Origin of the sequence: Variovorax paradoxus, from assembly GCA_016806145.1 — a bacterium.
GTDB lineage: Bacteria > Pseudomonadota > Gammaproteobacteria > Burkholderiales > Burkholderiaceae_C > Variovorax.
On sequence record CP063167.1, the window covers coordinates 951,178 to 971,818 of the forward strand.

A 20,641-nucleotide genomic window follows, 5' to 3' on the forward strand; every position below is an offset into this window, starting at 1 on the left:
CCCGATGCTTGGCCAGCCGAGCCACAGGGCCGTCCCGAGATGGCGTGGATGAATCAAGAAAAGTGCGCTGACGCGCTCAGGACAATACACTTATGGACCTAAAGGTTGCGGATGCTGCGTCCCCAGATCGCTGGCGCTTCGGCCGCTTCGAGTTGATCGCAGCAGAGCGTCGTCTCGAACACGAGGGGCAGCCAGTGCGGCTGGGCGGACGATCCATTGACGTGCTGGTGGCGTTGGTACGGTGTGCCGGTCAACCAGTGACGAATGCTGAACTGCTCGCCAGCATCTGGGGCAGTGGCAGTGGGGATGAGGGCAAATTGCGCGTGCACATGTCGGCCCTGCGCAAGGCTCTCGATGGCGTGGACGGGCGGCAAGGGCCAACCCCCTGGATCGTGAACATCCCGATGCGCGGGTATCAGTTTACAGGCGCAGTATCTACCGGCGCCAGGGAGGGCGTGCCGAAGGCGTCGTCCGCCGCGGCGCTCGTCGATCAGACGCCGGCCGAGTTCGCGCGGCCGCCATCGCGCCTGACCCGACTCGTCGGACGCCAGGACGAAGTTGCCCGGCTCGCAGCACTGACTGCCGAAAACGCCCTCGTCTCAGTCGTCGGGCCAGGCGGAATGGGCAAAACAACGGTCGCCGTTCATGTGGCGCAGGAGCGCTTGCGCGTCGCCGGCAGTGGCTCGAAGTATCTCGCGTTCGTCGACTTCGCGTCACTCAACTCGGCCGACTTCGTCCTGAGCGCAATCGCTCAGGCCCTTCGCGCGCCGCTGGACGACGGACGAGGCACGGCTGCCATCATCGATCGACTTGCGGATAGCGACACCCTGCTTATCTTCGACAACTGCGAGCATGTGATCGACGCCTTGGCTGGCATCTGCAGCGCACTCCTGTCTGCGCTTCCCCGCTTGTCTATACTGGTCACCAGTCGCCAGCCGCTGGGCGTCAATGGCGAATTCGTGTTCCGGCTGCCCGCGCTCGGACTGGCCGATGAACAGCCCGCATCGCTTGCCGAAGCCCTGCGCTCGCCTGCCATCGAATTGATGGTCGATTTGGCGACTGCCGCTGGCGCGCCGGCGTTTGCCGACGAGCATGCCAGCCTGCTTGCCAGGCTCTGCCGTCGACTCGACGGGATTCCCTTGGCGATCGAACTCGTGGCGGCCCGCCTGGGCGTGCAGTCGCTGGAAGACACCGACCACCACTTGGCGGATCACATCCGGCTTCGTTCTGGCCGCATCCTCGCATCATCAGCCCGCCACCGCAGCCTGAGGGCTACGCTCGACTGGAGCATGGACCTACTCGATGCCAAGGAAGCACGGCTGTTCTCGCTGCTGTCCGTTTTCAGGGGTCCATTCGACATAGCGGCAGCGCAAGCGATGGCTGGCGACCTGATGGACGCGGATGTCGCCATGCGCGCGCTCCTGTCACTGACCACCAAGTCATTGGTGGCGTTCGATCGCGCCAACCCATCCGCGCCTTACAGGCTCCTGGACACAACGCGCGCTTATGCGCAGGATGTCCTGAAGGCCCAGGGCCAGTGGGACGTGGCCGTACATGCGCACGCCCAACTCATGCTTGAGGCCATGGCAACCGCGGCCGCCGACCTTGCCCTCGTTGACGGCCCGCTCTGGCTCGATCGCTATGCCCATCGGCTCGATGATGTGCGCTTCGCGATCGAATCATGCATCGCCCATACGCATGGGGTTGCACTTGCGTCCCTGCTGACGCAGGCATCGGCCCCACTGTGGTTTCGACTGTCGCAGGTCGAAGAGTATCGGGACCGAGTGATGCAATCGCTTGACCGACTTCCAGCCGCCTCGGACCCCGACGGGCATACAGAGGCCGCGCTGAACATAGCACTCTATAACGCGCTATGGCACACCGGAGGCGCGATGACAGACATGGTCCTTGCCTGCGAGCGCGCGCTTGGCCTCGCACTGGCGCTGAATGCACGACTGCTGGAGTTCCAATCCCGATGGGGACTGTGCGCCCTGTGCATCACACGTGGCGAGTATCAACAGGCGCTCACGCATGCGCGTCTCCTGCACACCTTCGCGCAGGAGTCCAGAGACGCCACGTCATTGAACCTGGCCCACCGGATGATTGCACTGAGCGCACACTTCCGCGGCGAGTTCGGGCTGGCACGGCAGCACGCGCAGATGGCGTGCGACGCCGACCGCAGCATCCGTCAAGCGCGTGGCAACCAGTTGCAACCCGATGCACGGCTGATAGCGCAGGCCATCCTTGCGCGCTCGCTGTGGATCTCCGACGATGCCGACCATCATGCCATGGCCATCGCGCAGCAGGCCGTCGCCGAGGCTGAGGCCGGCGGCCATGTGCTGACCATCTGCATGGTCCTGTTCTGGGTCTGTCCGGTCGCCATCTGGTCAGGCCAATGGAACACCGCCGGAGCATGGGTCACCACAATGTTCAGAGAGACGCAGTCGCGTGGCCTCGCCTACTGGCATGGCTGGGCCCAATGCTACGCGTTCGCGGTGAACCTGAATGCCTCGGCGCAACGGGATGACATGCTGGAGCGGACCGCGGCGATTGTGGCCGACCTTGACGCGCCCAGGCGCGAAATGATGGTCACATTCGACGACCGCTTCCTGGACGCCGATCTCGTCGCACGAGCCGAATCCGGGCTCGGCGAATGGAGTGCCGCCGAGGTCTGGCGGGTCGCTGGCACCCGCGCCGAGGCAGGCGGCGACGTGCAGCAAGCCAGTTCAATGTATTACCGAGCATTAACGACGGCAGAGTCGCAGGAAGCAGGCGCGTGGTCCAGACGAGCAAGACGTGCCTTGGAGACACTTCATTCTCGCCCTTTCGGATGACCGCCTTGCACTGCCGCGCACGAAACTGTACGTGTCAGGCGACGCACGTCGCCATCCTGCATCCACGGACCCGGCCATGAAGCTGTCAACACCATTCGGATTTCACTCCACCGCCGACGAGGTGCTTCAGGGCGTCGATCTTTCGGGTCGGCGCGCCGTCGTGACGGGCGCTTCATCGGGCATTGGGATCGAGACCGCCCGCGCGCTCGCTCGCGCGGGCGCCGAAGTCACGCTGGCCGTGCGTCGCCGCGACGCCGGCGACTCGGCAGCAAATACCATCCGCACCAGCGTCCCATTTGCGCGCATCGACGTCGCAGTGCTCGACCTAGAAGACCTCGGATCCGTCAACCGATTCGGCGCGGAGTGGAGCGGCCCCCTGCATATCCTGGTCAACAACGCCGGCATCATGGCCCTGCCCCAACTCGAGCGGACAAGCAAGGGGTGGGAAAGGCAATTTGCCACGAATTTTCTTGGCCACTTTGCGTTGACCCTGAGCCTTCGCGGTGCGTTGAGATCTGGTGCGAACGCGCGCGTCGTCTTTCTCAGTTCGAGCGCCAATATGTTCGCTCCTGTGTTCTTCGACGACCCCCATTTCCAGTTCATCCCCTACGATCCATTCCTGGCCTACGGCCAAAGCAAGACTGCACTGGCGTTGGCTGCGGTCGCATTCACTCAGCACTGGGTCGGCTACGGCATCACCGCCAATGCGCTGAACCCCGGCGCCATCGCAACTAACCTGCAGAAATACACCGGCGGGCTGAAGACCCCGCCCGAGCGCCAGAAAAGCATCGCCCAGGGGGCAGCCACCTCCGTGCTCCTGGCAGCCTCTCCCCTGTTGTCAGGCATCGGCGGACGATATTTCGAGGACTGCAACGAGGCCCAGATCGTCCAGCAACGCCCGGGCAATTTCGGCGGAGGTGTCGCTCCGTACGCGGTCGACGTCAACAATGCCGAGCGTCTCTGGGCGTTGGGTCACCGACTGCTCGCAGAGGCCGGGATGCCGAACCTTTAGAGGACTTCGACGCGACATCGAGCGGCATCGTCTGCACGCTCCACGCACGGTGCCGCCAGCGACCGCGGGTTGATCGGCTTCATGTCGAGGGCTTGTTCACCCTCGAGTTCGACTTCGACCAACCGCAACCATCGCTTTGCCTGGGCCGCTTGCTCGGTAAGCTTCGCCACCACGTCTGGGCAGTACATCATGACGACATGCGATGCACCGATGCACCTTCATCTGCAACTTTCTTCCTAGCCACAGCACGCTCGGCCATGAATCGGCCTGCCGCGGGCGAGATGTTCCTGTAGCGCGAGCCGAATTCAAACCCATCCAGCTGGACCGGCGCGGTCGCTCAATGCGGCCTCCGTGATCGGCCGCGTAAGCGCGCGGCGAACATATCTAGACAGGAGTGACAGTGCCTCCTGCTGCCCTACGATGCTGCGGGAGTTCGCCGCGCGAGGCATCATCGCGTTAGTTCCTCCTGCGCCTGGCCGCATTACTTGCATCGCGAACGAACGGGGCAGGACGCCCTTCCCCGTCCATCGAGACACCATGGCGTAGACCAAGAAAAACCCGTCAGCCGGGGGCCCAACTGACGGGTTAACGGCCCGGAGGGCCGCGACGAGGAGACATCTGACGGCAGCAGACGCGGTCCAGATCCGTCGACCCGCAAACTTCCCGGATGCCGGGGGTTCGAAACAGATCGAGATCACCGCGAATACCTGCCCGTTACCTGAATCTACGCACGTGGCAAGAGGCGCTCGCCGTGCGAAGGGGACAGCAGCGCCTCTCTCAAAAGGCGCCTTGCGCCAACCAGCCCTCGTTAGCAACTGCATCAAGCCCTGAAATCAGGACATTGGTAAGAGGCGGTGCAGCGATGTTCAAGGCACACTGCCTCCAAGGAGCAAAAGGCCATGACCGACGATCTTCAAGACATCTATGCATTGAGTGATTGCGACCTTGCCGTGATCGCACAACAGCAACGCCGTAAGGCACTGCGCGGCGATCGCCATGCCCATGGGCTGGCCCACGAGGCGGAGAAGGAGCTGCGCCGGCGTGGGGGGTACCACATCCACTACTCGCCCCTGGCTGGCCCGATCACGCTTGCTTCCTTGGAAGGCGTCCAGAGGCCATGGTGGCGGTTCTGGGCATGACGGCGCAGGACGCTCATCAAGAGGGGAAAGCAGTCCGATCTCGCCGAACCCTCAGCATGTGAAGATAGGCGGCGATCGACGCGACTTCCCCGCTGGGATGGCATTCCTCCCCCACGCCATGCGCAACGTAGAGTCTCGAGGCGACGCCCGAAATCGCAAGCGACCCCGAAGGGAAGGTGCGTCACCTGGCCACGCCCACCGAGGAGCTTGACCTTCATACTGGTACTAGACTTGCTCGCAATGTCATCCGCATCTACCGAATTGTTCTCGAACGTGCGTCCCAGGCTGATGGCTATTGGCTACCGCATGCTTTCATCTGTGCAGGAAGCAGAAGATTTAGTGCAAGACGCATGGCTGCGCTGGCATGAGGAGGCAAAGTCGTCCCAGACCCAAGTCTTGAATGCTGAAGCCTGGCTCGTGACCGTGACTACGCGGATGGCAATTGACCGTCTTCGGGCCGCCAAACTGCGAAGAACCACGTACGCGGGCGCGTGGTTTCCCGAGCCGTTGTTGGAACAGGCGCCGACCACGCCTGAGCAAGCGTATGAAACCGCCAACGATGTGTCCATCGCCTTCTTGCTACTTCTAGACTGCCTGTCGCCGGAAGCGCGGGCCGCATTTTTGCTGCGTGAGGTGTTCGACGCTGAGTACGAAGAAGTAGCCCGGGCCATTGGCCGAAGCAAAGCTTCCGCCCGGCAGATTGTTCATAGAGCCAAGCAACGGCTTGAGAACGCGCGCGAATCAATGGGCATGAAGGCTTTGCCAATGCCAGCAGCGGCTCAGCTGGAACTGTTGCGACGACTTGTTCAGGCAATTTCGAGCGGCAACCTTGAAGGCATAAAGAGGCTGCTCGCAGAGGAATCGCAGATGATGGGCGACTTTGGCGACGTCAGGCCAAGCTTTGCGAGGCCTTTGTTTGGCGCTCAACGCATCGCCCAACTTTACTACGCAATGCACCTTCGCCACGGCAACGCTATGCGACTTGAGCTGGCCACGCTGAATGGCGAGTGGTCACTCCTGCGCTACCTCGAAGGTGCGCTTGACTCGGTGCAGGCATTCGAGTTCACCGATGTTCAGATCTTTCGGGTTCGCATCCAGCGGAATCCTGAGAAATTGGCAGCGTTGAAGGAAAAGCTGCTCCTTGCATGAGCTGCGGGCCAACCGCGCCGCCATCAGGAGCCTGAGGCCTGGTCGATATTTTTTTCCTGCGACTGTCACAACGCGATCACGTCAAACGTCTTGGTACCAGGCTGCTCTTGCAGCCGCTTCCAACCTCAACTTGAAGAAAGCGTTTCATGACCCGCACAGTTTGGTTTCAAGCATCCCCAGAGGGCGCCAAGGCCATCGGTGGCCTCCATCACTTCGTCACCTCTGGCACGTCCTTGCCCAGCCAGCTTGTTCATCTGGTGTTCCTGCGAGTCTCGCAGATCAATGGCTGTGCCCACTGCATCGACATCCACACCCGTGACCTGATGACCGGCGGAATGTCGGTAGAGAAAGTAGTCCTAGTGCCGGTGTGGCACGAAGCGGAGTACCTGTTCTCGAAGCAAGAGCAAGCGGCCCTCGCCTGGTCCGAGGAAGTCACCCGCGTCAGCGAAACACACGCGTCTGATGAAGCCTACGAGGCGGCGTTGGCGGTGTTTGGCGAGAAGGACTTAGTCGACCTGACCCTAACCATCGCCGCGATGAACGCCATTAACCGTATGGGCATCAGCTTCCGAATGAAGCCGCGGGCGAAAGCTTAACGGCTGCGAAGCGCAGCTCTGTTCGCTAAGCTCGTGAGTTCTATCCACTGATGCGGCATCAACTGCCCGCTCCGGCAGGCCGGCTGCGTCGGCAGGCGCTTAAGCGCGTCGCGCAGGTACGCACATGGGTCGAGCTCGTTGAGCTTGGCCGAGCGGATGAGGCTCATCATGGCTGCGGCCCGCTTGTCCGAACGCAAACTGCCAGCCAAGCCAGTTCTGCCACCCTAGCGCGATTGGCCGGACGCAGACTTCGCTTAGATACGCGCCGGCTACCGACGTCAGGGCCAGTCGGTCCGAGTTCATCGGGCCAGCGCAGGCCTTGGGCTAACTGCAGCGCACGGCTACTGCAGCCTGCGGGCAGGCGTCGTGGCCGTCGAATCGGGCGATGGCGATGCACGACTCGACCCGCGAGGAAGTAGCGTGAAGCTGCTGAACGTTTCAGGCGACTCGGAACCGATGGATTGGGCCGACCTCACCGTGTATGCGCGATGACCTCAAGTCTCTGCGCCGGCATCGGCTTCCTCCTTGGCGAATGAGGAGCGGCGCCCAATGCAGTGTTTGCTGATCAGGCGTCCGGCGATGGCCACAGCCGCAAGGCAGACGAGCGCCACGATGCCCCAGGCCCCCATGGTCTCGAACACGTGGATGATGTCGTCCAGGGAGGCATGGAACTTCCATCCGAGAAGCAGCGCGCTGCCTGCCCAGAGCGCCGATCCCACCAAATCGAGCACGATGAACACCCGGGCACGCATGCCCATGACGCCTGCCATGCAAGTCATGAGTGATGAGAACCCAGGGATGAACTTCGCGAACAGCAGGGTCGGCAGTCCGAAACGGCGAAAGACCGCCTCGGTAGCCCGCAGACAACCTGCGGACGACCCTGCCAAATGACAGATCCTCTTGAGCACGCGCTCCCCATACACCCTTCCGGCAAGGTACAGCAATCCGTCCGACAGCAGGCATGCGAGCAGCACCGAGGGCATCAGGTGGAGCAGTTGCATCTCGCCGCGGCCGAGCAACGCTCCAGCAACGATCAGCACGGGGTAGGCCGGCAGTGGCACGCCGACTTGTTCGAGGAGGATCCAGACGAACAGTAGCGCCACGCCATAGGTCGAGAGTAATTCCAGTGTCTCCATCGGGCATCCAGGGCAGGGTCGCAGCTTTCTTGGCTCGCGCCATGAGCGAGCCCAGCCCGGCGCTGGGCGCAGCGCCGGCGGCGTGCTCGCTCAATGGCTGGTGACGTTTGGTGGCAAATATTGGCGAGCCCCCGTGTGACGTGGGCCGGCAGTTCTATCGAGCGTGATGAGTCCGCGCTGGTTGACCAGCATGGCGATCTGCGACCTAGATTCGGCCTGGAGCTTGGCGCAGATGGTCGAGATATGAGATTTGACGGTGTGGGCGGAAATGTTCAGCTGTCGCGCGATGCCCTTGTTGCACTCGCCTGCGACAAGGAATCGGAGAATGTCCTCCTCGCGGCTCGTGAAATTCGCTGGCGGTCCGCCACGCTCGAGGATGACGGTCGACTGGCGGCACAGGTATCGGACCCCCCCGTTGGTCACATAGCGCACCGCGTCTATAAGCTCGCCGGGATCCGAGTGGCGAAGCAGGTAGCCCCTGGCGCCCTGCGCAAGCGCTCGGGAGATCTCCATCTCGCCCGCACGTCGAGTGACGATGATCACCGTGGGAATCTGCGCGGCAAGGTCGGGGGGATTTTTTGCTCCCGTGGGCGCGAGCATCGCGAGCCCTCGGGAATAGTTAGCCACGACCACGTCGCTGACGCGGGTGTCAGGTGCCTCTCCTGACATGCCCTCGACGCCTGGCGCCCGCTCCAGGATATCCAAAAGCCCGGCGCTGACCATGGCATCGTCATGGCAGACACGCACGGATATCGTTCTCGACGGAGTCATGTCCTTGCAACGCCTCCGTCAGGCGGCCAAGGAGCGGCCGGCCCCCATGGCCATACCGCCGGCGGCGCGCGAGAGCATGCCCAGGCGCTGGGCGGCCGCGACAGCTGCGGTCCGACTGGGGACTTGGAGCTTGTTGAAGAGTGCCTTGACATGGGTCTTGACGGTGCCCTCGCCAATCGACAGTTGCTGGCTGATAGCCCGGTTGTTCAAGCCGTCGGCTAGCAAGTTGAGCACCGCCAGCTCCCGATGCGTGGGCGCGTGGATTGCCAGGCTGTCTGCAAGTTGCTGTGCCACGGCGACCGGAAAATACCGCTGCCCCAGGGCCACAGTCCGCAACGCCGCCAGCATCTCCTCGGCGCTGCAGTTCTCAGTGAGGTAGCTCATGACACCTGCATCGATCGCCTTGCGTACCTGCCAGCTCGTGCAGCGGTCAGCCACGACCATCACCCGCGGCTGCGGCCGGCCTCGTGCATAGCCTTTGGCCTGGGCCTGGGCCTGGCGCTGGAGAATGAAGCCGGCAGAGAAAAGCGTGTCGTAGTCGATCAGAACCAGGTCCGGGTGCGCGACCTCGCCCGCAGGATCGCAACAGACCGAAACCTCGTAGTTGCCATGTGCCCGCAGCAGGGCCCGAATGCCACACGCCAAGTACCGGTCGGGATGATCGATCCGAACATGTGTCGCCCTGTTTTGAACCTGTGATTGCATGCGGCAGACTCCGAAATGGTGAGTGGCAGCCAGTGTGGGCGTGTTAGCGCCTCGCATCCAGTCATTCGTTGTCAAGCGTTGTTAAGCCGGCGTTCAGAACGCATAACAACCGGGTCGAGCACCTGCCGCGTCCCTGGCAGCGAAAGCGCAACTCCTGAACGCCCCGCGCCAACAGCGCGTCCAGCAAGCCCTACGGGTACTGAGGCCCAAGGCTGTCGGCCCCGGCCCGGCAATGATCACAGGGCCCAGGCGGGCACCGGGTCGGCCTGCCCCGGGAAGCACGGGAGGAACCGGGCCGAAATTTGGGATACGACTCCCTCGTTGGAGTGATAGCTCAGCCCACCGCAGCACAGACCATCGATCACCCCTTGCCCGCGGTGCCGGACCGGCCGACCAGCCGGACGGTCCAAGCCGAAGGCAGACGGGGTGGGGAAATATTGTCAATTCCAGTTCTCATCCTGTCACAACGATGCATCCCGATGCGTCTTGAGAGGGTAACTGGCAACCAACCAAGGAATAATCATGAGCCAACGTCTCAGCGCCATGCAACAGTCACCGGAAATCTTCAAGAAGCTGGTGGATTTCAGCCTCTCGGCGGCCAAGGGCACCCTTGAGACAGGACTGCTCCATCTCATCGAGATTCGTGCCTCCCAGATCAACGGCTGCGGCTTCTGCGTCGACATGCACGTGAAGCAGGCCAAGCTGCACGGCGAGGGCGAGCAGCGCCTGCACCATCTGGCGATCTGGCGCGAGTCGCCCCTGTTCACCTCCCGCGAACGCGCCGCGCTCGCCTGGACCGAAGCCCTCACGACGCTGCCTGCGCACGGCGTGGCGGATGCCGACTATGAAGCGGCGCGAGCAATCTTCGAGGAAAAGGAACTGATCCAGCTGACCTACAACGTGATGGGAATCAACGCATGGAACCGGCTGAACGTCGCTTTCCGTACTGAGCCGGGCTCAGCCGACAAGGCCTTCGGCCTGGACAAGGCGAAGTTCGCCTGAGCCGATCGCAGGAGCAGCAGCATGAAAATCGTCGTGATCGGCGGCTCCGGGCTGATCGGCTCGCGCCTGTCCAATATCCTGCGTCTGCGAGGCCACGAGATCGTCGCGGCCTCGCAGGCCAGTGGCGTCGACCTCATGAGCGGACAAGGCCTGGACGCCGCCCTAGAGGGTGCGCAGGTCGTGGTCGACGTGTCCAACACGCCCTACACGTCCGACGAGGCCGTGATGGAATTCTTCCGCACCGCAGGCCACAACCTGCTCGCCGCCGAGGAGAGGGCCGGGGTGGCACACCATGTCCTGCTGTCGATCATCGGCACGAACCGCCTCCAGGACAGCGGGTATTTTCGCGCCAAGCAGGCGCAAGAGGATCTGGTCATCGGCACCAACCGCCCCTACAGCATCGTGCAGGCCACCCAGTTCATGGAGTTCCTGGAGGCTATCGCGCAGTCCTGCGTGGTCGGTAACGAGATCCACGTGCCTGCAGCCGACATGCAGCCCATGGCTGCGCAGGATGTGGCGACGCTGCTGGCCGACGCCGCTCTCGGTAAGCTCAGCGGATTCCTCGAGGTCGCCGGTCCCGAGCGGATGTCCATGGCCAGCGCAATCCAGCAGGTGCTGCGGCACAAGGGCGATACGCGCCCGGTCAAGCCGGATCCGCAGGCGCGCTATTTTGGCATGCCGCTGGAGGTCGACACGCTGGTCCCTACGCTTCCCCCCCGCCTCGGATCGACGACGCTGCAAGCGTGGCTTTCGGGTCCGCCGGCACGATGAGCGTGCTAGCCGGCAGCAGGAATGCCGACGGCTGGTATAGCGGGGTACCGGCGGCGGGATCGAACCCGGCTCGTCGCCACCCTGGCTCTGGGAGTGCTCGCCGGTTGCACCTCGCTTCCGTTGCCACCGGTGCGTGCCACCAGCCACGCGGTGGCGGACGTGGGTCAGACCACGCTCGGTAAGCTCTCCCGCCAGGGGGCACCCCCGGCACCGCTCGGTCGGGCCGGTCCGATCTCGAGCTTCCGGCTACTGCCCGATGCGGCCTTCGCCTTCGACGCCCGCATCTCGCTGGCGCGCAACGCTGAGAACACGCTCGACGTCCAGTACTACCACATCGCCAACGACGACGTGGGCCTGCTGCTGCTGCGCGAACTGCGCGACGCGTCCGAACGCGGCGTGCGGGTGAGGCTGCTGGTGGACGACCTCTACACGGCCGGGGAGGACGAGCTATTCGCCACGCTAGACGCGTTCCCGACCGTGGAGGTGCGCCTGTTCAACCCACTGCCCTCGCGCGCGGGCTCGCTGGAGGCCCGGCTGCTGATGTCGCTGCCCGACTTCCGCCGCATCAACCACCGCATGCACAACAAGATGCTGCTGGCCGACAACAGCTTCGCGGTGACCGGCGGGCGCAACATCGCCAACGAGTACTTCATGCGCAGCACCGCGGCCAACTTCATCGACATGGACGTGGTGAGCAACGGGCCAGTGGTGCGCGAGATGTCGGTCGCGTTCGACCGCTACTGGAACAGCGAGCATGCGTGGACGATCCGTCACATCGTGCCCACGCGGCTAGCGCCGGAAGCGGCCCAGGCGCGCTTCAACGAACTGGCGCGGCGGGCGCGGCCCGACGTGCCGATCCAGCCGCGCGACTCGCTGGGCCAGGTCCCGGTGGGGCAGGAATTCGCGACAGGGAAGGTTCGGCGCTATTGGGCACCGGCGCGCTTCTACGCCGACGACCCGGACAAGATCGAGCGCAATGCACAGGCTGCCTTTGCAGGAAGCGTCTCCGAGCATGCGCTCGCTGCATTCGGCAGCGCACGCAGAACTGCACGCATCTACTCGCCCTATTTCATTCCCGGTCCGAAGGGCATGCAGATGCTTTGGGCAAACCGCATGCGCGGCGTAGAAACGGAGGTAGTCACCAATTCCCTGGGCGCCACCGATGAACCCCTTGCGTATGCTGGCTACGAGCGATACCGGGCGGAGATGCTTCGAGCGGGGGTAATCATCCACGAGATCGCACCCGATTACACCGCGCGCTCGGGTCACTTCGGCAACTTCGGAAAGACCATCAGCCGACTGCATGGCAAGGTTGCTTTCATCGACGACGAGCGCATCTTCATCGGCTCGATGAACCTGGACCATCGGTCTGCGACGTTGAACACCGAAGCGGGACTGCTGATCGAAAGCCGCGATCTCATGGCGGACTACCTCTCGGTTCTGTCAGCCAAGCGTGCCCATCCAGGATACCGCCTGCAACTCGCGCCTGATGGCCGACGTACGCAATGGGTCGAACTCGACGAGAGAGGCGCGAACGTCGTGCACGAGGACATTCCGGGCGAGTTCCTGTGGCTGCGGCTGAAGAACTGGCTGCTGCTACCGCTGGTGGGCGAAGAGTTGCTCTAGCGACACCTTACGACGCTCCGGCAGAGAAGGGGGCCTACATGTAGCGCCAGGACCCCGCGGCTGAATGAGAGGAAGGTATCTATTTCGAGCGATGACCAACGAACACGCGCCAACGAAGATCGATGCAGACGGGATTCAGCCCTAGGTACCTCCATCAGCGGCCTTCGCCTTGCATCCGTCGCTTCGCCTTCGCGCTACGCGCGCGGTACCAATGTCCAGCGCAACCCCGACCCACCTTCAGTGATGACACGTCCAGCCGACCACGCCCCCCAGACGAGACACCACGCCCGCGTCCTCGCGAGCGACCATACACCAGCCCGCCCAGCCGCTCCTGCCTTCGCACCCGGGCACATGACTGGCTGTCCTGCGCAGTCGGTCGGGCCGCGAGACGCCGCGCCGGCCGCACCTGCCAAGTCATCGAAGCCACGGACATTCTGCCGGTTGGGCAGGCCATGGCTGGAACTGGCTGTCCTTGCTTTGACGGCCTGCATGACCGTCGCAAGTCCCTCGGCTTGGGCAAACGGCGACAGGCAATGGGGCGGCTATGTCGAGGCGGGCCAGACACTGCACGGTGGTGACAACACCAACGTCGCAGCTGCAGGTGCACTGGTTCCCTGGTCACCTATGGCGCGGCTGCGCGAGGGTCCGCTGTCATTCAACTGGGACCTGTTCGTCAGCCAGTGGCGTGCCCCAGCAATGGAGGGTCACCGCAGCTTTTCTCAGCTCGGTGCGATCGCTACCTTACGCTATCGCTTCAGCGACGGCGCCTCCCGCTGGTTCGCCGAGGCAGGCATCGGTGCCACCATGATGGATCGGGTCTACCGAACACCAACGCGCGAGTTCAGCACCACCTTCCAGTTCACTGAGGTCCTCGGGATGGGCTACAGCTTCGGCGCACGCCAGGAGCACGAGTTGTCTCTTCGCTTGCAGCACTTCTCCAACGCAGGGATCAAGAAGCCCAACCCGGGCGAGAATTTCGTTCGCTTGCGATACGCCTATCGGTTCTGAGACGCCCCGCCGGGCTCGAACGGCGGCAGCCCTTGATCGAAGGCTCAATGCCCTCAGCGCATCGGCGTGGGTTCGCCCTACGACGGTGATTTGGGCCAGGGGCCTCACCTTGGGCTGCGCGATCCGCAGGTAGTCGAGCGAGTCGAAAACGATCGAGCGATCCAGGCGCCCCGCATTGAATACGATCTCCTCGTTGGTCGCAACAAGCAATGGATCGACGAAAAGTTCGACCGCCTCAGTTACGGCGAGCGCAACCCCGACGAGGCCCACGGCCTCGGCGACCCGGCGATACTCGAGGCGACGATCGCCCGGCAGCACGGACAGCACGTACTTCTGTGCGTCGCGCTGCTGCGGCAGAGCGTGGCCTTGGCGCTCTGCTGTGAAAGTCTGCCTCGGATCGCTGCGACGGCGCCGGACTGGCCCGCCGCAGCATGCTCGACCATCCGGAATCTCGCGCCGGGGGTTTGCAGGCGCGCCTAAAGATATTCGAAGATCGACGGGAGATCCGTCACTTCGGCGCGCCTGGTTCGCTTCGGCCGGCGCATCGCTGGGCCTTGCGATTACGCGCTTGAGCGTTGCATTCATCGGAAGGCCGACGCTGGTACCGCGCGGCGGGATCGGCAGCAAGAACCATTTGTCGTAGAGCACATGGACTCGCCGCGCTTCATCATCGACGCAATCTACTTGCCAAGGACCGTGAGCGTCCAGTCATCCCATCTTGAGTTTCGGAAAGAGGTATAGGAGTCTCGAATCCACTTAACTCTAGGTGGATTCGTGAACACTATGCCTGCAGCTTTTGAGGGGGGCCGCCGTCGGCGCCGCCACAGCGAAGAGTTCAAGGCGGATGCGGTGGCTGCCTGCATGCAGCCTGGCATGTCGATGGCCGCAGTGGCGATGGCCCATGGCATCAACGCCAATCTGCTCCGGCGATGGGTGCACGAGGCGGAGATGAAGCCAGCGAGCGACGCCGTGCGCGCGCAGGTCGATGATGGAGCCAAGGCGCAAGAGCCCAAGACCGTCTTCGTCCCGGTTAGCTTACCGACGTCGGCACCGACGCCATCTGCGCAGGCCCCAGACATTCGCATCGAACTGCGACGTGGACCGACGACGGTCACGGTGACCTGGCCGGGCGGCGCGGCCAGCGAGTGCGCGGCCTGGATGCGCGAGTTGCTTCGATGATCCGCATCGACGCGATGTGGCTGGCGGCCGAACCCATCGATATGCGCGCTGGCGCCGAGCGCCTGTTGGCGCGCGTCGTGCAAGTCTTCGGCGCAGCGCAGGCGCACCATGGCTATCTGTTCGCGAACGCCCGCGGCACGCGCGTCAAGCTGCTGGTGCACGACGGCTTCGGCGTGTGGTGCGCGGCGCGCCGGCTCAACGCGGGGCGCTTCGTCTGGCCGGGCACGAGCGACGCAGCGCCCTTGCTGTCGCTCACACCTGCGCAGTTCGATGCCTTGGTCCTGGGCCTGCCGTGGCAGCGTCTGCCCGAACTGAGCGCCATCACGCGGGCCTGAGGGCTTAACGCCCAGGCCGCGTGCCCCGCGTTGACAGTGCATGTGCCGATGGCTCCATCGGCACGCTCTGGCACCATGCACAGCATGCTTGGCGCGCGCGCTCTTCCTTCTGCGATTCCATCCGAGCTGTCCGCAGAGACAGCCGCGCTGATTGCCCAGCTACGCCAGCGCCTGCAAGACCAGGACAAGCAGCTTGCCGAGCGCGACGCGCTGCTACAGCGCAAGGACCGTGAGATCGCGCTGCGCGAGGCCAAGATCGAGAAGATCACCTTCGAGCTGGCCAGGCTCAAGCGCTGGAAGTTCGGCGCCAAGTCCGAGGCCATGAATGCCGAGCAGCGCCGCCTGTTCGAGGAGACGCTGGCCGAGGACGAGGCGGGCCTGCGTGAGCAGCTCGAGCGGCTGCGGCGTGAAGCCGCCACGGCCGCAGCCGGCGCAGCTGCCTCGGACACGGCGACCAAGGCGCCCCCGCGCCGGCCGCGCCGCAACCCGTTCCCCGATCACTTGCGCCGTGTGGAACACCACCATGAGCCCGAGCGCACCGACTGCCTGGAGCCCGGCTGCGGGCGCCCAATGACGCGCATCGGCCAGGAGGTCAGCGAGCGCCTGGACATCGTGCCTGCCGAGTTCTTCGTACATCGCCACATCTACGGCAAGTGGGCCTGCCGCTGCTGCCAGGTGCTGCGCCAGGCGCCCAGCGTGGCAGAGGTCATCGAAGGCGGTATCGCTGCCAGTGGCTTCGTCGCACACACGCTGATCAGTCGCTTCGTGGACCACATGCCCTACTACCGGCAAGCGACCATCAACGCCCGCAGCGGCGTGCACACACCGCGCTCCACGCTGGCATCCATCACCGGCCAGGCCGGTGCGGCGCTGGAGCCGCTGCACGAGGCGCACAGGCGCTTCATCCTCAGCTGTGCAGTGCTGCACGCCGATGAGACCCCAGTGGCCCTGCTGGACCCGGGTGCGGGCAAGACGCGCCGAGCCTACATCTGGGCCTACGCCAGAAGCTGGCACGACAAGGTGCCTGGTGTGATCTACCAGTTCTGCCCGGGACGCGGAGCGCAGTACCCGTTGGAATTCCTGGGAGGCCAGGATCGATACGGCAAGCGATGGTCGGGCACGTTGCTGACCGACCGCTACAGCGCCTACGAGACTGTGGTCGATCCGCGGCTGTATCCGGACCGCTTGGGCGCAGCCTGCGCCGCGCACGCGCGCCGCAACTTCGAAGAGCTGACGCACGACGGCACCAGCGTGGTGGGCCTGGAGGCGGTGCGTCGCTTCGCGCGCATCTACGGGGTCGAGGCACAGCTCAAAGAGCTCAGCGATGACGAGCGCCGGGCGCAGCGCCAGCGGCTTGCCAAGCCGCTGTGGGAAGAGCTCAAACACTGGCTACAACTGGAGCGCCGGCTGGTAGCCGACGGCGGCCCGACGGCCAAGGCCATCGACTACGCGCTGGGGCATTGGGCCGCGCTGACGCGGCACTTGGACGACGGCGCGGTCGCCATCGACAACAACCACCTGGAGCGCCAAATCAAGCCGTGGGCGATGGGACGCAAGGCATGGATGTTCGTGGGCAGCGAACTGGCTGGCCAGCGCGCGGCCATCGTGATGAGCCTGGTGCAGTCGGCGCGCATGAACGGGCGCGATCCCTGGGCCTACCTGCGCGACGTGCTGCAGCGCCTGCCGACGCAGCGCAGCAGTCGGATCGAGGAACTGCTGCCACACCGATGGCAGCCAGAATCCAGCGCGGCACCATGACCTTGCTCACACAGGCTGTGATGGTTCGGGCGAACATCGACGTCGACCGCATGAGCGCGCAGCAGAGGGTTGAGCTGGCTGACGAAATCTACGTCCAGCAACCGAACCTGCTGGCCTCCATCCTCGTGTTGCCTCGCTACGGAGTCGACATGCTGCAGCTTGAGGTCCCGATCTATGTTCTGCTGGTCGCCTTCCAGGCCATGAAGCACTGCGGGCACGCCTTGCCGACAATCTCTGAAGACGTCCAGGAAACCTGTTTGCAGCGGCTGACTGCGACGATGAGGTTCACCGAGGGCGTGCCGCCAGACCTCGTCGAGCAGATGATCACGAAGTCCTGCGTCGAACACCCCGAGCGCTACCTGCTGGCGTTCGTGTACGGCTACCTCAGCGAGCACGACCTGCTGGCCGTGAGAACCGACGCCGAGAAATACCTGCTGCTGGCCTGCCTCAATCTCGTGCAGTGCGTTGCCTACGTCGGAGCGCAGCTACAGTCCAAGTGACACGCGTGCGGCCGGTCAAGATGGGATGACTGGACGCTCACCAAGGACCTGCTTAAAGGGTGCGTCGTTCTTGCGCAGATGATGGCAATCGGCTCGACCGACAGTAACTCGCCCAGGAGTTGGAAGAACTTCGGGTCCTTCGTTAGAGATGAGGCCGGTCGATCGCGCAAGGCATTGCGCTCTTTCACGCGACTATGTCCTGCATCGTGCTCCAGTTCGCTGACCGGCTCTCGCGGACACGCCCTTCGGGATTGAGGACAAGGTCGAAGTCGATCGCATAGCCCCCGTCTGGCTGAACCACCCAGTCCCCGACCAGCGATTCGCGCACGCCAAACACGGCGTCCGAATCCAGGTAAGGGTCGCCACGCCGGAACACATGGGTGACCAGGGTCTCGTAGCCCGCAGCCTGGACCCGGAAATGCAGATGGGCGGGACGCCACGGATGACGCGCGGTGGCCCGCAACATCTCCCCCACTGGCCCATCCACGGGAATGGGATAGGCAACGGCTGCGACTGTGCGAAAGTGAAATCGACCTTGCGAATCGCTGCGCAGCACGCCCCGGTTCTGCGGCCCATCCAGCCCTTCGTACTGGACGTCGTAATGCCCGGTGGCATCGGCCTGCCACACGTCGAGGACCGCGTTCGGCACGAGTTCACCATCTACCCCGCGCACCGTGCCACTGACCTCGCAAGGGTCGCCCGCGGCACCGTTGGCAATGTCGGCCCCGTTGTCGTAGCGCGGCGCACCCTCGACATGAAACGGACCGAACACCGTCGCTTCTGTACATCCAAGCGGCTTGTCGTGGTTCATGGCCACCGTCAGCATCGACAGGCCCAGGGTGTCGCTCAGTAATATAAATTCCTGGCGCTTGTCGTCGCACATCTGGCCAGTCCTCGTAAGGAACTCGATGCCCTTCGTCCACTCGGCTTCGGTCAACTCGACCTCCCGGGCAAACGCATGTAGGTGTTCGACCAGTCGCGTCAGCACCAGTTTCAGGCGAGGATCCGGCGTATCGGCCAGACGGTCGATGACGGCAGCGGTGATGGAATGCTGATTAACGTCGCGCATGGTGTCTCCTTGGATCAGTTGAGTGTGGGCCGACTACTGGCTCGATGGCATGGCTGCTGGCCGAACGCCGTCGAAGGCGTCCTGGAGCAACCCGCGTATGGCACGCGCCTCGAGCTTGCGGGGATTCGGGTATGGCGTGCTCATCGCCAGGTCGCACGCGACGTCCAGATCGGCCTCTCGCATGCCGATGTCCTTGAGGGCCAATGGAGCACCAACGCGTCTGACGAGCTCGTAGACACCCTGCGCCGCATCCTTCGCGCCGAGTGCCGAGGCGATTGGCATCATTGCCTCAGGGACCGCGGATGCGTTGTAAGCCAGGGCGTGCGGCAGCACGATCGCGTGCGTCTGCGCATGCGGCAGGTTGAAGCTGCCTCCAAGGGTATGGCACAGCTTGTGATGCAAGGACATCGTCACGCTGCCGAGCACGGTGCCGCAAAGCCAGGCACCGTACAACGCCTCGGCACGCCCTGAGGTCGAGCCCTCGCGGCTGTCTCGGAGCAGGGGAAGCGCGGCGCCCATCGCTCGGATACCCTCCTGGGCCAACAAGGAGATGACAGGACTCCCATCCCGGGCGTACAGACTCTCGGCCGCATGTGCGATGGCATTCAAGCCACTGGACACGCTCAGATCCAGCGGCAGCGATTGCGTCAGATCCACGTCGTAGATGACGGTCCGCGGCCGCACGCGCGGGTCGAGCCCGGTGCGCTTGATGCCGGCCTCCGTCAGTCCGAAGATGCTGGTCATCTCGGATCCCGAGTAGGTCGTGGGAACCGCCAGAATGGGCAAGCTGGTCTCCAACCCGATGGCCTTGCCAAGCCCGATGGTCGAGCCGCCACCGAACGCCACGGCGCAATCGGAACCAAGGTCGCCCGCCGCCATCCGAGCTTCCCGTGCCACCTCGACGGGCACATGCATCGCCGCCCCGGCGAATACGCCTGCACAACGTGTGCCGAGCGCCTCGGCCAGGCGTTGCACGGGCTCCTTCTGACCGTCCGTGCACAGCAACAAGGCTCGGCTCGCACCCATCGCGTCGATCTCGTCGCCGATTCTTGCAGCCGTGCCGCTGCCGAAGATGACACGCTGGGCGTGGTTCGTGTGGATGAACTCTTTCATAAGTAGGTCCTGTCGGGGTGTGCATCGTGGCGGGCGACGCGATCCAAAAATCGCAGGCGCAGCTGCTCGCCCGCCCGGGCTTCGATCGAGTCGGCTGGCACCAAGTGCACGGTATCCTGCCCCTGCCGCCCCACCCGCAGCAGCGCCGGGGTCCAGGCCGCGCCAGATCCAGTGGCTCGGACCTCGCCGACGTAGTCAGCCGCGGCCGGGGCACACATGGTTGGAGGCAGCTTGACCTCAATGACGCGCGATCGGTCGACGCCCATCGCGCAACGGCTCACCGTGCAGCTCAGCTCATGCGCGCGTTCGAGCACCGCACGCGCGCCAGCCAGATCGCCAAGCGCGATCAGGCGCCGCGCCTCCGTCGACGAACTGCGCACGGGAGGATGCTGCGAGGGCACGCACGACGCGGGGACAGTCGCCAAGGGCACGGGATCGACGGTGAACCCGCTAGAGGCGCCGAGCTGGGCAAGGAACCCGACGGTGCCTTGCCTGCCTTGGCCGCATGCGAAGTTCTCGCCGACCACCAGATGCTTCATGCGCAGTTGCCGAAGCAAAGTACCTTCGGTGAATTCCCGTGCCGACTGAGCTGCGCGCGCGCCATCGAAGCGCAGGACCATCGCGAAGTCCACCGCGCCTGTGAGCGCTAGCAGCTGCAGCCGGTCCGAGAGGCTGCTGATCAAGCGCGGCGCATGCGCACTGCCCCTGAGCAAGGCACGCGGATGGGGATCGAATGTCACCAGCGCGGTGGGCACGCCCAGGCGATCGCCGTGCGCCCTGAGCGTAGCCAGCACGTGGCGATGGCCCCGGTGCACGCCGTCGAACATGCCGATCGTCACGGCAGCGCCGCGCTCAAGGCCCCGAGGCGGCAGCGCCCCGAGACCCTGGAGATCGGCTTCGTCGATGAGCTTCATGGTCGCGAAACGATGCTGCGCATG

20 protein-coding genes and 1 pseudogene are annotated in these 20,641 nt (G+C 64.2%); 14 read left to right on the plus strand and 7 right to left on the minus strand.

What is annotated here, in order from left to right; all coding sequences use genetic code 11:
* Window positions 1–92: 92 nt before the first annotated feature.
* From INQ48_35390 to INQ48_35410, 5 genes are all read left to right on the plus strand, one after another.
* A complete protein-coding gene (locus INQ48_35390) occupies window positions 93–2,834 on the plus strand; it encodes a winged helix-turn-helix domain-containing protein (protein QRF62790.1) in 2,742 nt (913 codons plus the stop codon).
* 76 nt (window positions 2,835–2,910) lie between these two features.
* Window positions 2,911–3,846, plus strand: a complete 936-nt coding sequence (locus INQ48_35395) for an SDR family NAD(P)-dependent oxidoreductase (protein ID QRF62791.1) — start codon at window positions 2,911–2,913, stop codon at window positions 3,844–3,846.
* Window positions 3,847–4,745: 899 nt separating this feature from the next.
* Window positions 4,746–4,985 carry a hypothetical protein gene (locus INQ48_35400; protein QRF62792.1) on the plus strand — a complete coding sequence of 80 codons (240 nt, stop codon included), beginning with the start codon at window positions 4,746–4,748 and terminating at the stop codon, window positions 4,983–4,985.
* 240 nt (window positions 4,986–5,225) lie between these two features.
* The gene (locus INQ48_35405) at window positions 5,226–6,134 is read left to right on the plus strand and encodes a sigma-70 family RNA polymerase sigma factor (protein ID QRF63091.1); all 909 of its coding nucleotides are present in this window, start codon (window positions 5,226–5,228) and stop codon (window positions 6,132–6,134) included.
* 146 nt (window positions 6,135–6,280) lie between these two features.
* Window positions 6,281–6,730, plus strand: a complete 450-nt coding sequence (locus INQ48_35410; protein ID QRF62793.1) for a carboxymuconolactone decarboxylase family protein — start codon at window positions 6,281–6,283, stop codon at window positions 6,728–6,730.
* On the opposite strand, the pseudogene INQ48_35415 reads toward INQ48_35410, so the two are convergent.
* The 4 genes and pseudogenes from INQ48_35415 to INQ48_35430 all read right to left on the minus strand — a co-directional run bounded on the left by INQ48_35415 (window position 6,727) and on the right by INQ48_35430 (window position 9,342).
* Window positions 6,727–6,973: pseudogene (locus tag INQ48_35415) on the minus strand (transposase domain-containing protein). The gene INQ48_35410 and the pseudogene INQ48_35415 sit on opposite strands and share 4 nt — an antisense overlap.
* Window positions 6,974–7,224: 251 nt before the next feature.
* A complete protein-coding gene (locus INQ48_35420) occupies window positions 7,225–7,866 on the minus strand; it encodes a DedA family protein (GenBank protein ID QRF62794.1) in 642 nt (213 codons plus the stop codon).
* Window positions 7,867–7,956: 90 nt separating this feature from the next.
* A complete protein-coding gene (locus INQ48_35425; protein QRF62795.1) occupies window positions 7,957–8,637 on the minus strand; it encodes a response regulator transcription factor in 681 nt (226 codons plus the stop codon).
* A gap of 18 nt (window positions 8,638–8,655) precedes the next feature.
* Complete coding sequence (locus INQ48_35430) at window positions 8,656–9,342, minus strand: response regulator transcription factor (GenBank protein QRF62796.1); 687 nt, start codon at window positions 9,340–9,342, stop codon at window positions 8,656–8,658.
* Between the two features lie 522 nt (window positions 9,343–9,864).
* Between INQ48_35430 and INQ48_35435 the strand changes: the two genes are divergently transcribed.
* The 9 genes from INQ48_35435 (at window position 9,865) to INQ48_35475 (ending at window position 17,521) form a co-directional block, all read left to right on the plus strand.
* Window positions 9,865–10,344: a carboxymuconolactone decarboxylase family protein gene (locus INQ48_35435; protein ID QRF62797.1), complete on the plus strand. Its 480-nt coding sequence runs from the start codon at window positions 9,865–9,867 to the stop codon at window positions 10,342–10,344.
* A gap of 21 nt (window positions 10,345–10,365) precedes the next feature.
* Entirely contained in the window at window positions 10,366–11,115 is a 750-nt protein-coding gene (locus INQ48_35440; GenBank protein ID QRF62798.1) for an NAD(P)H-binding protein, read from the plus strand.
* Between the two features lie 21 nt (window positions 11,116–11,136).
* Window positions 11,137–12,741, plus strand: coding sequence for a phospholipase D family protein (locus INQ48_35445; GenBank protein ID QRF62799.1), 1,605 nt, complete (start codon window positions 11,137–11,139; stop codon window positions 12,739–12,741).
* A gap of 489 nt (window positions 12,742–13,230) precedes the next feature.
* On the plus strand, window positions 13,231–13,749 hold the full coding sequence (locus tag INQ48_35450; protein QRF62800.1) for an acyloxyacyl hydrolase: 519 nt from the start codon (window positions 13,231–13,233) through the stop codon (window positions 13,747–13,749).
* A 66-nt stretch (window positions 13,750–13,815) separates the two neighbouring features.
* On the plus strand, window positions 13,816–14,229 hold the full coding sequence (locus INQ48_35455; GenBank protein ID QRF62801.1) for a hypothetical protein: 414 nt from the start codon (window positions 13,816–13,818) through the stop codon (window positions 14,227–14,229).
* A 303-nt stretch (window positions 14,230–14,532) separates the two neighbouring features.
* Window positions 14,533–14,928: a transposase gene (locus INQ48_35460; GenBank protein ID QRF63092.1), complete on the plus strand. Its 396-nt coding sequence runs from the start codon at window positions 14,533–14,535 to the stop codon at window positions 14,926–14,928.
* Entirely contained in the window at window positions 14,925–15,263 is a 339-nt protein-coding gene (gene tnpB, locus INQ48_35465; protein QRF62802.1) for an IS66 family insertion sequence element accessory protein TnpB, read from the plus strand. Before INQ48_35460 ends, tnpB begins: the two co-directional genes overlap by 4 nt.
* An 84-nt stretch (window positions 15,264–15,347) precedes the next feature.
* On the plus strand, window positions 15,348–17,021 hold the full coding sequence (locus INQ48_35470) for an IS66 family transposase (protein ID QRF63093.1): 1,674 nt from the start codon (window positions 15,348–15,350) through the stop codon (window positions 17,019–17,021).
* Window positions 17,018–17,521, plus strand: a complete 504-nt coding sequence (locus INQ48_35475; protein QRF63094.1) for a hypothetical protein — start codon at window positions 17,018–17,020, stop codon at window positions 17,519–17,521. Before INQ48_35470 ends, INQ48_35475 begins: the two co-directional genes overlap by 4 nt.
* Before the next feature lie 184 nt (window positions 17,522–17,705).
* On the opposite strand, the gene INQ48_35480 is transcribed toward INQ48_35475, so the two are convergent.
* Genes INQ48_35480 through INQ48_35490 form a run of 3 tightly spaced genes read right to left on the minus strand, consistent with a single transcriptional unit; the run spans window position 17,706 to window position 20,617 of the window.
* Entirely contained in the window at window positions 17,706–18,590 is an 885-nt protein-coding gene (locus tag INQ48_35480) for an intradiol ring-cleavage dioxygenase (GenBank protein QRF62803.1), read from the minus strand.
* Window positions 18,591–18,623: 33 nt separating this feature from the next.
* Window positions 18,624–19,703 carry a maleylacetate reductase gene (locus tag INQ48_35485; GenBank protein QRF62804.1) on the minus strand — a complete coding sequence of 360 codons (1,080 nt, stop codon included), beginning with the start codon at window positions 19,701–19,703 and terminating at the stop codon, window positions 18,624–18,626.
* Window positions 19,700–20,617: an FAD synthetase family protein gene (locus INQ48_35490; GenBank protein QRF62805.1), complete on the minus strand. Its 918-nt coding sequence runs from the start codon at window positions 20,615–20,617 to the stop codon at window positions 19,700–19,702. The genes INQ48_35485 and INQ48_35490 overlap by 4 nt, the downstream gene beginning before the upstream one ends.
* Between the last annotated feature and the right edge of the window lie 24 nt (window positions 20,618–20,641).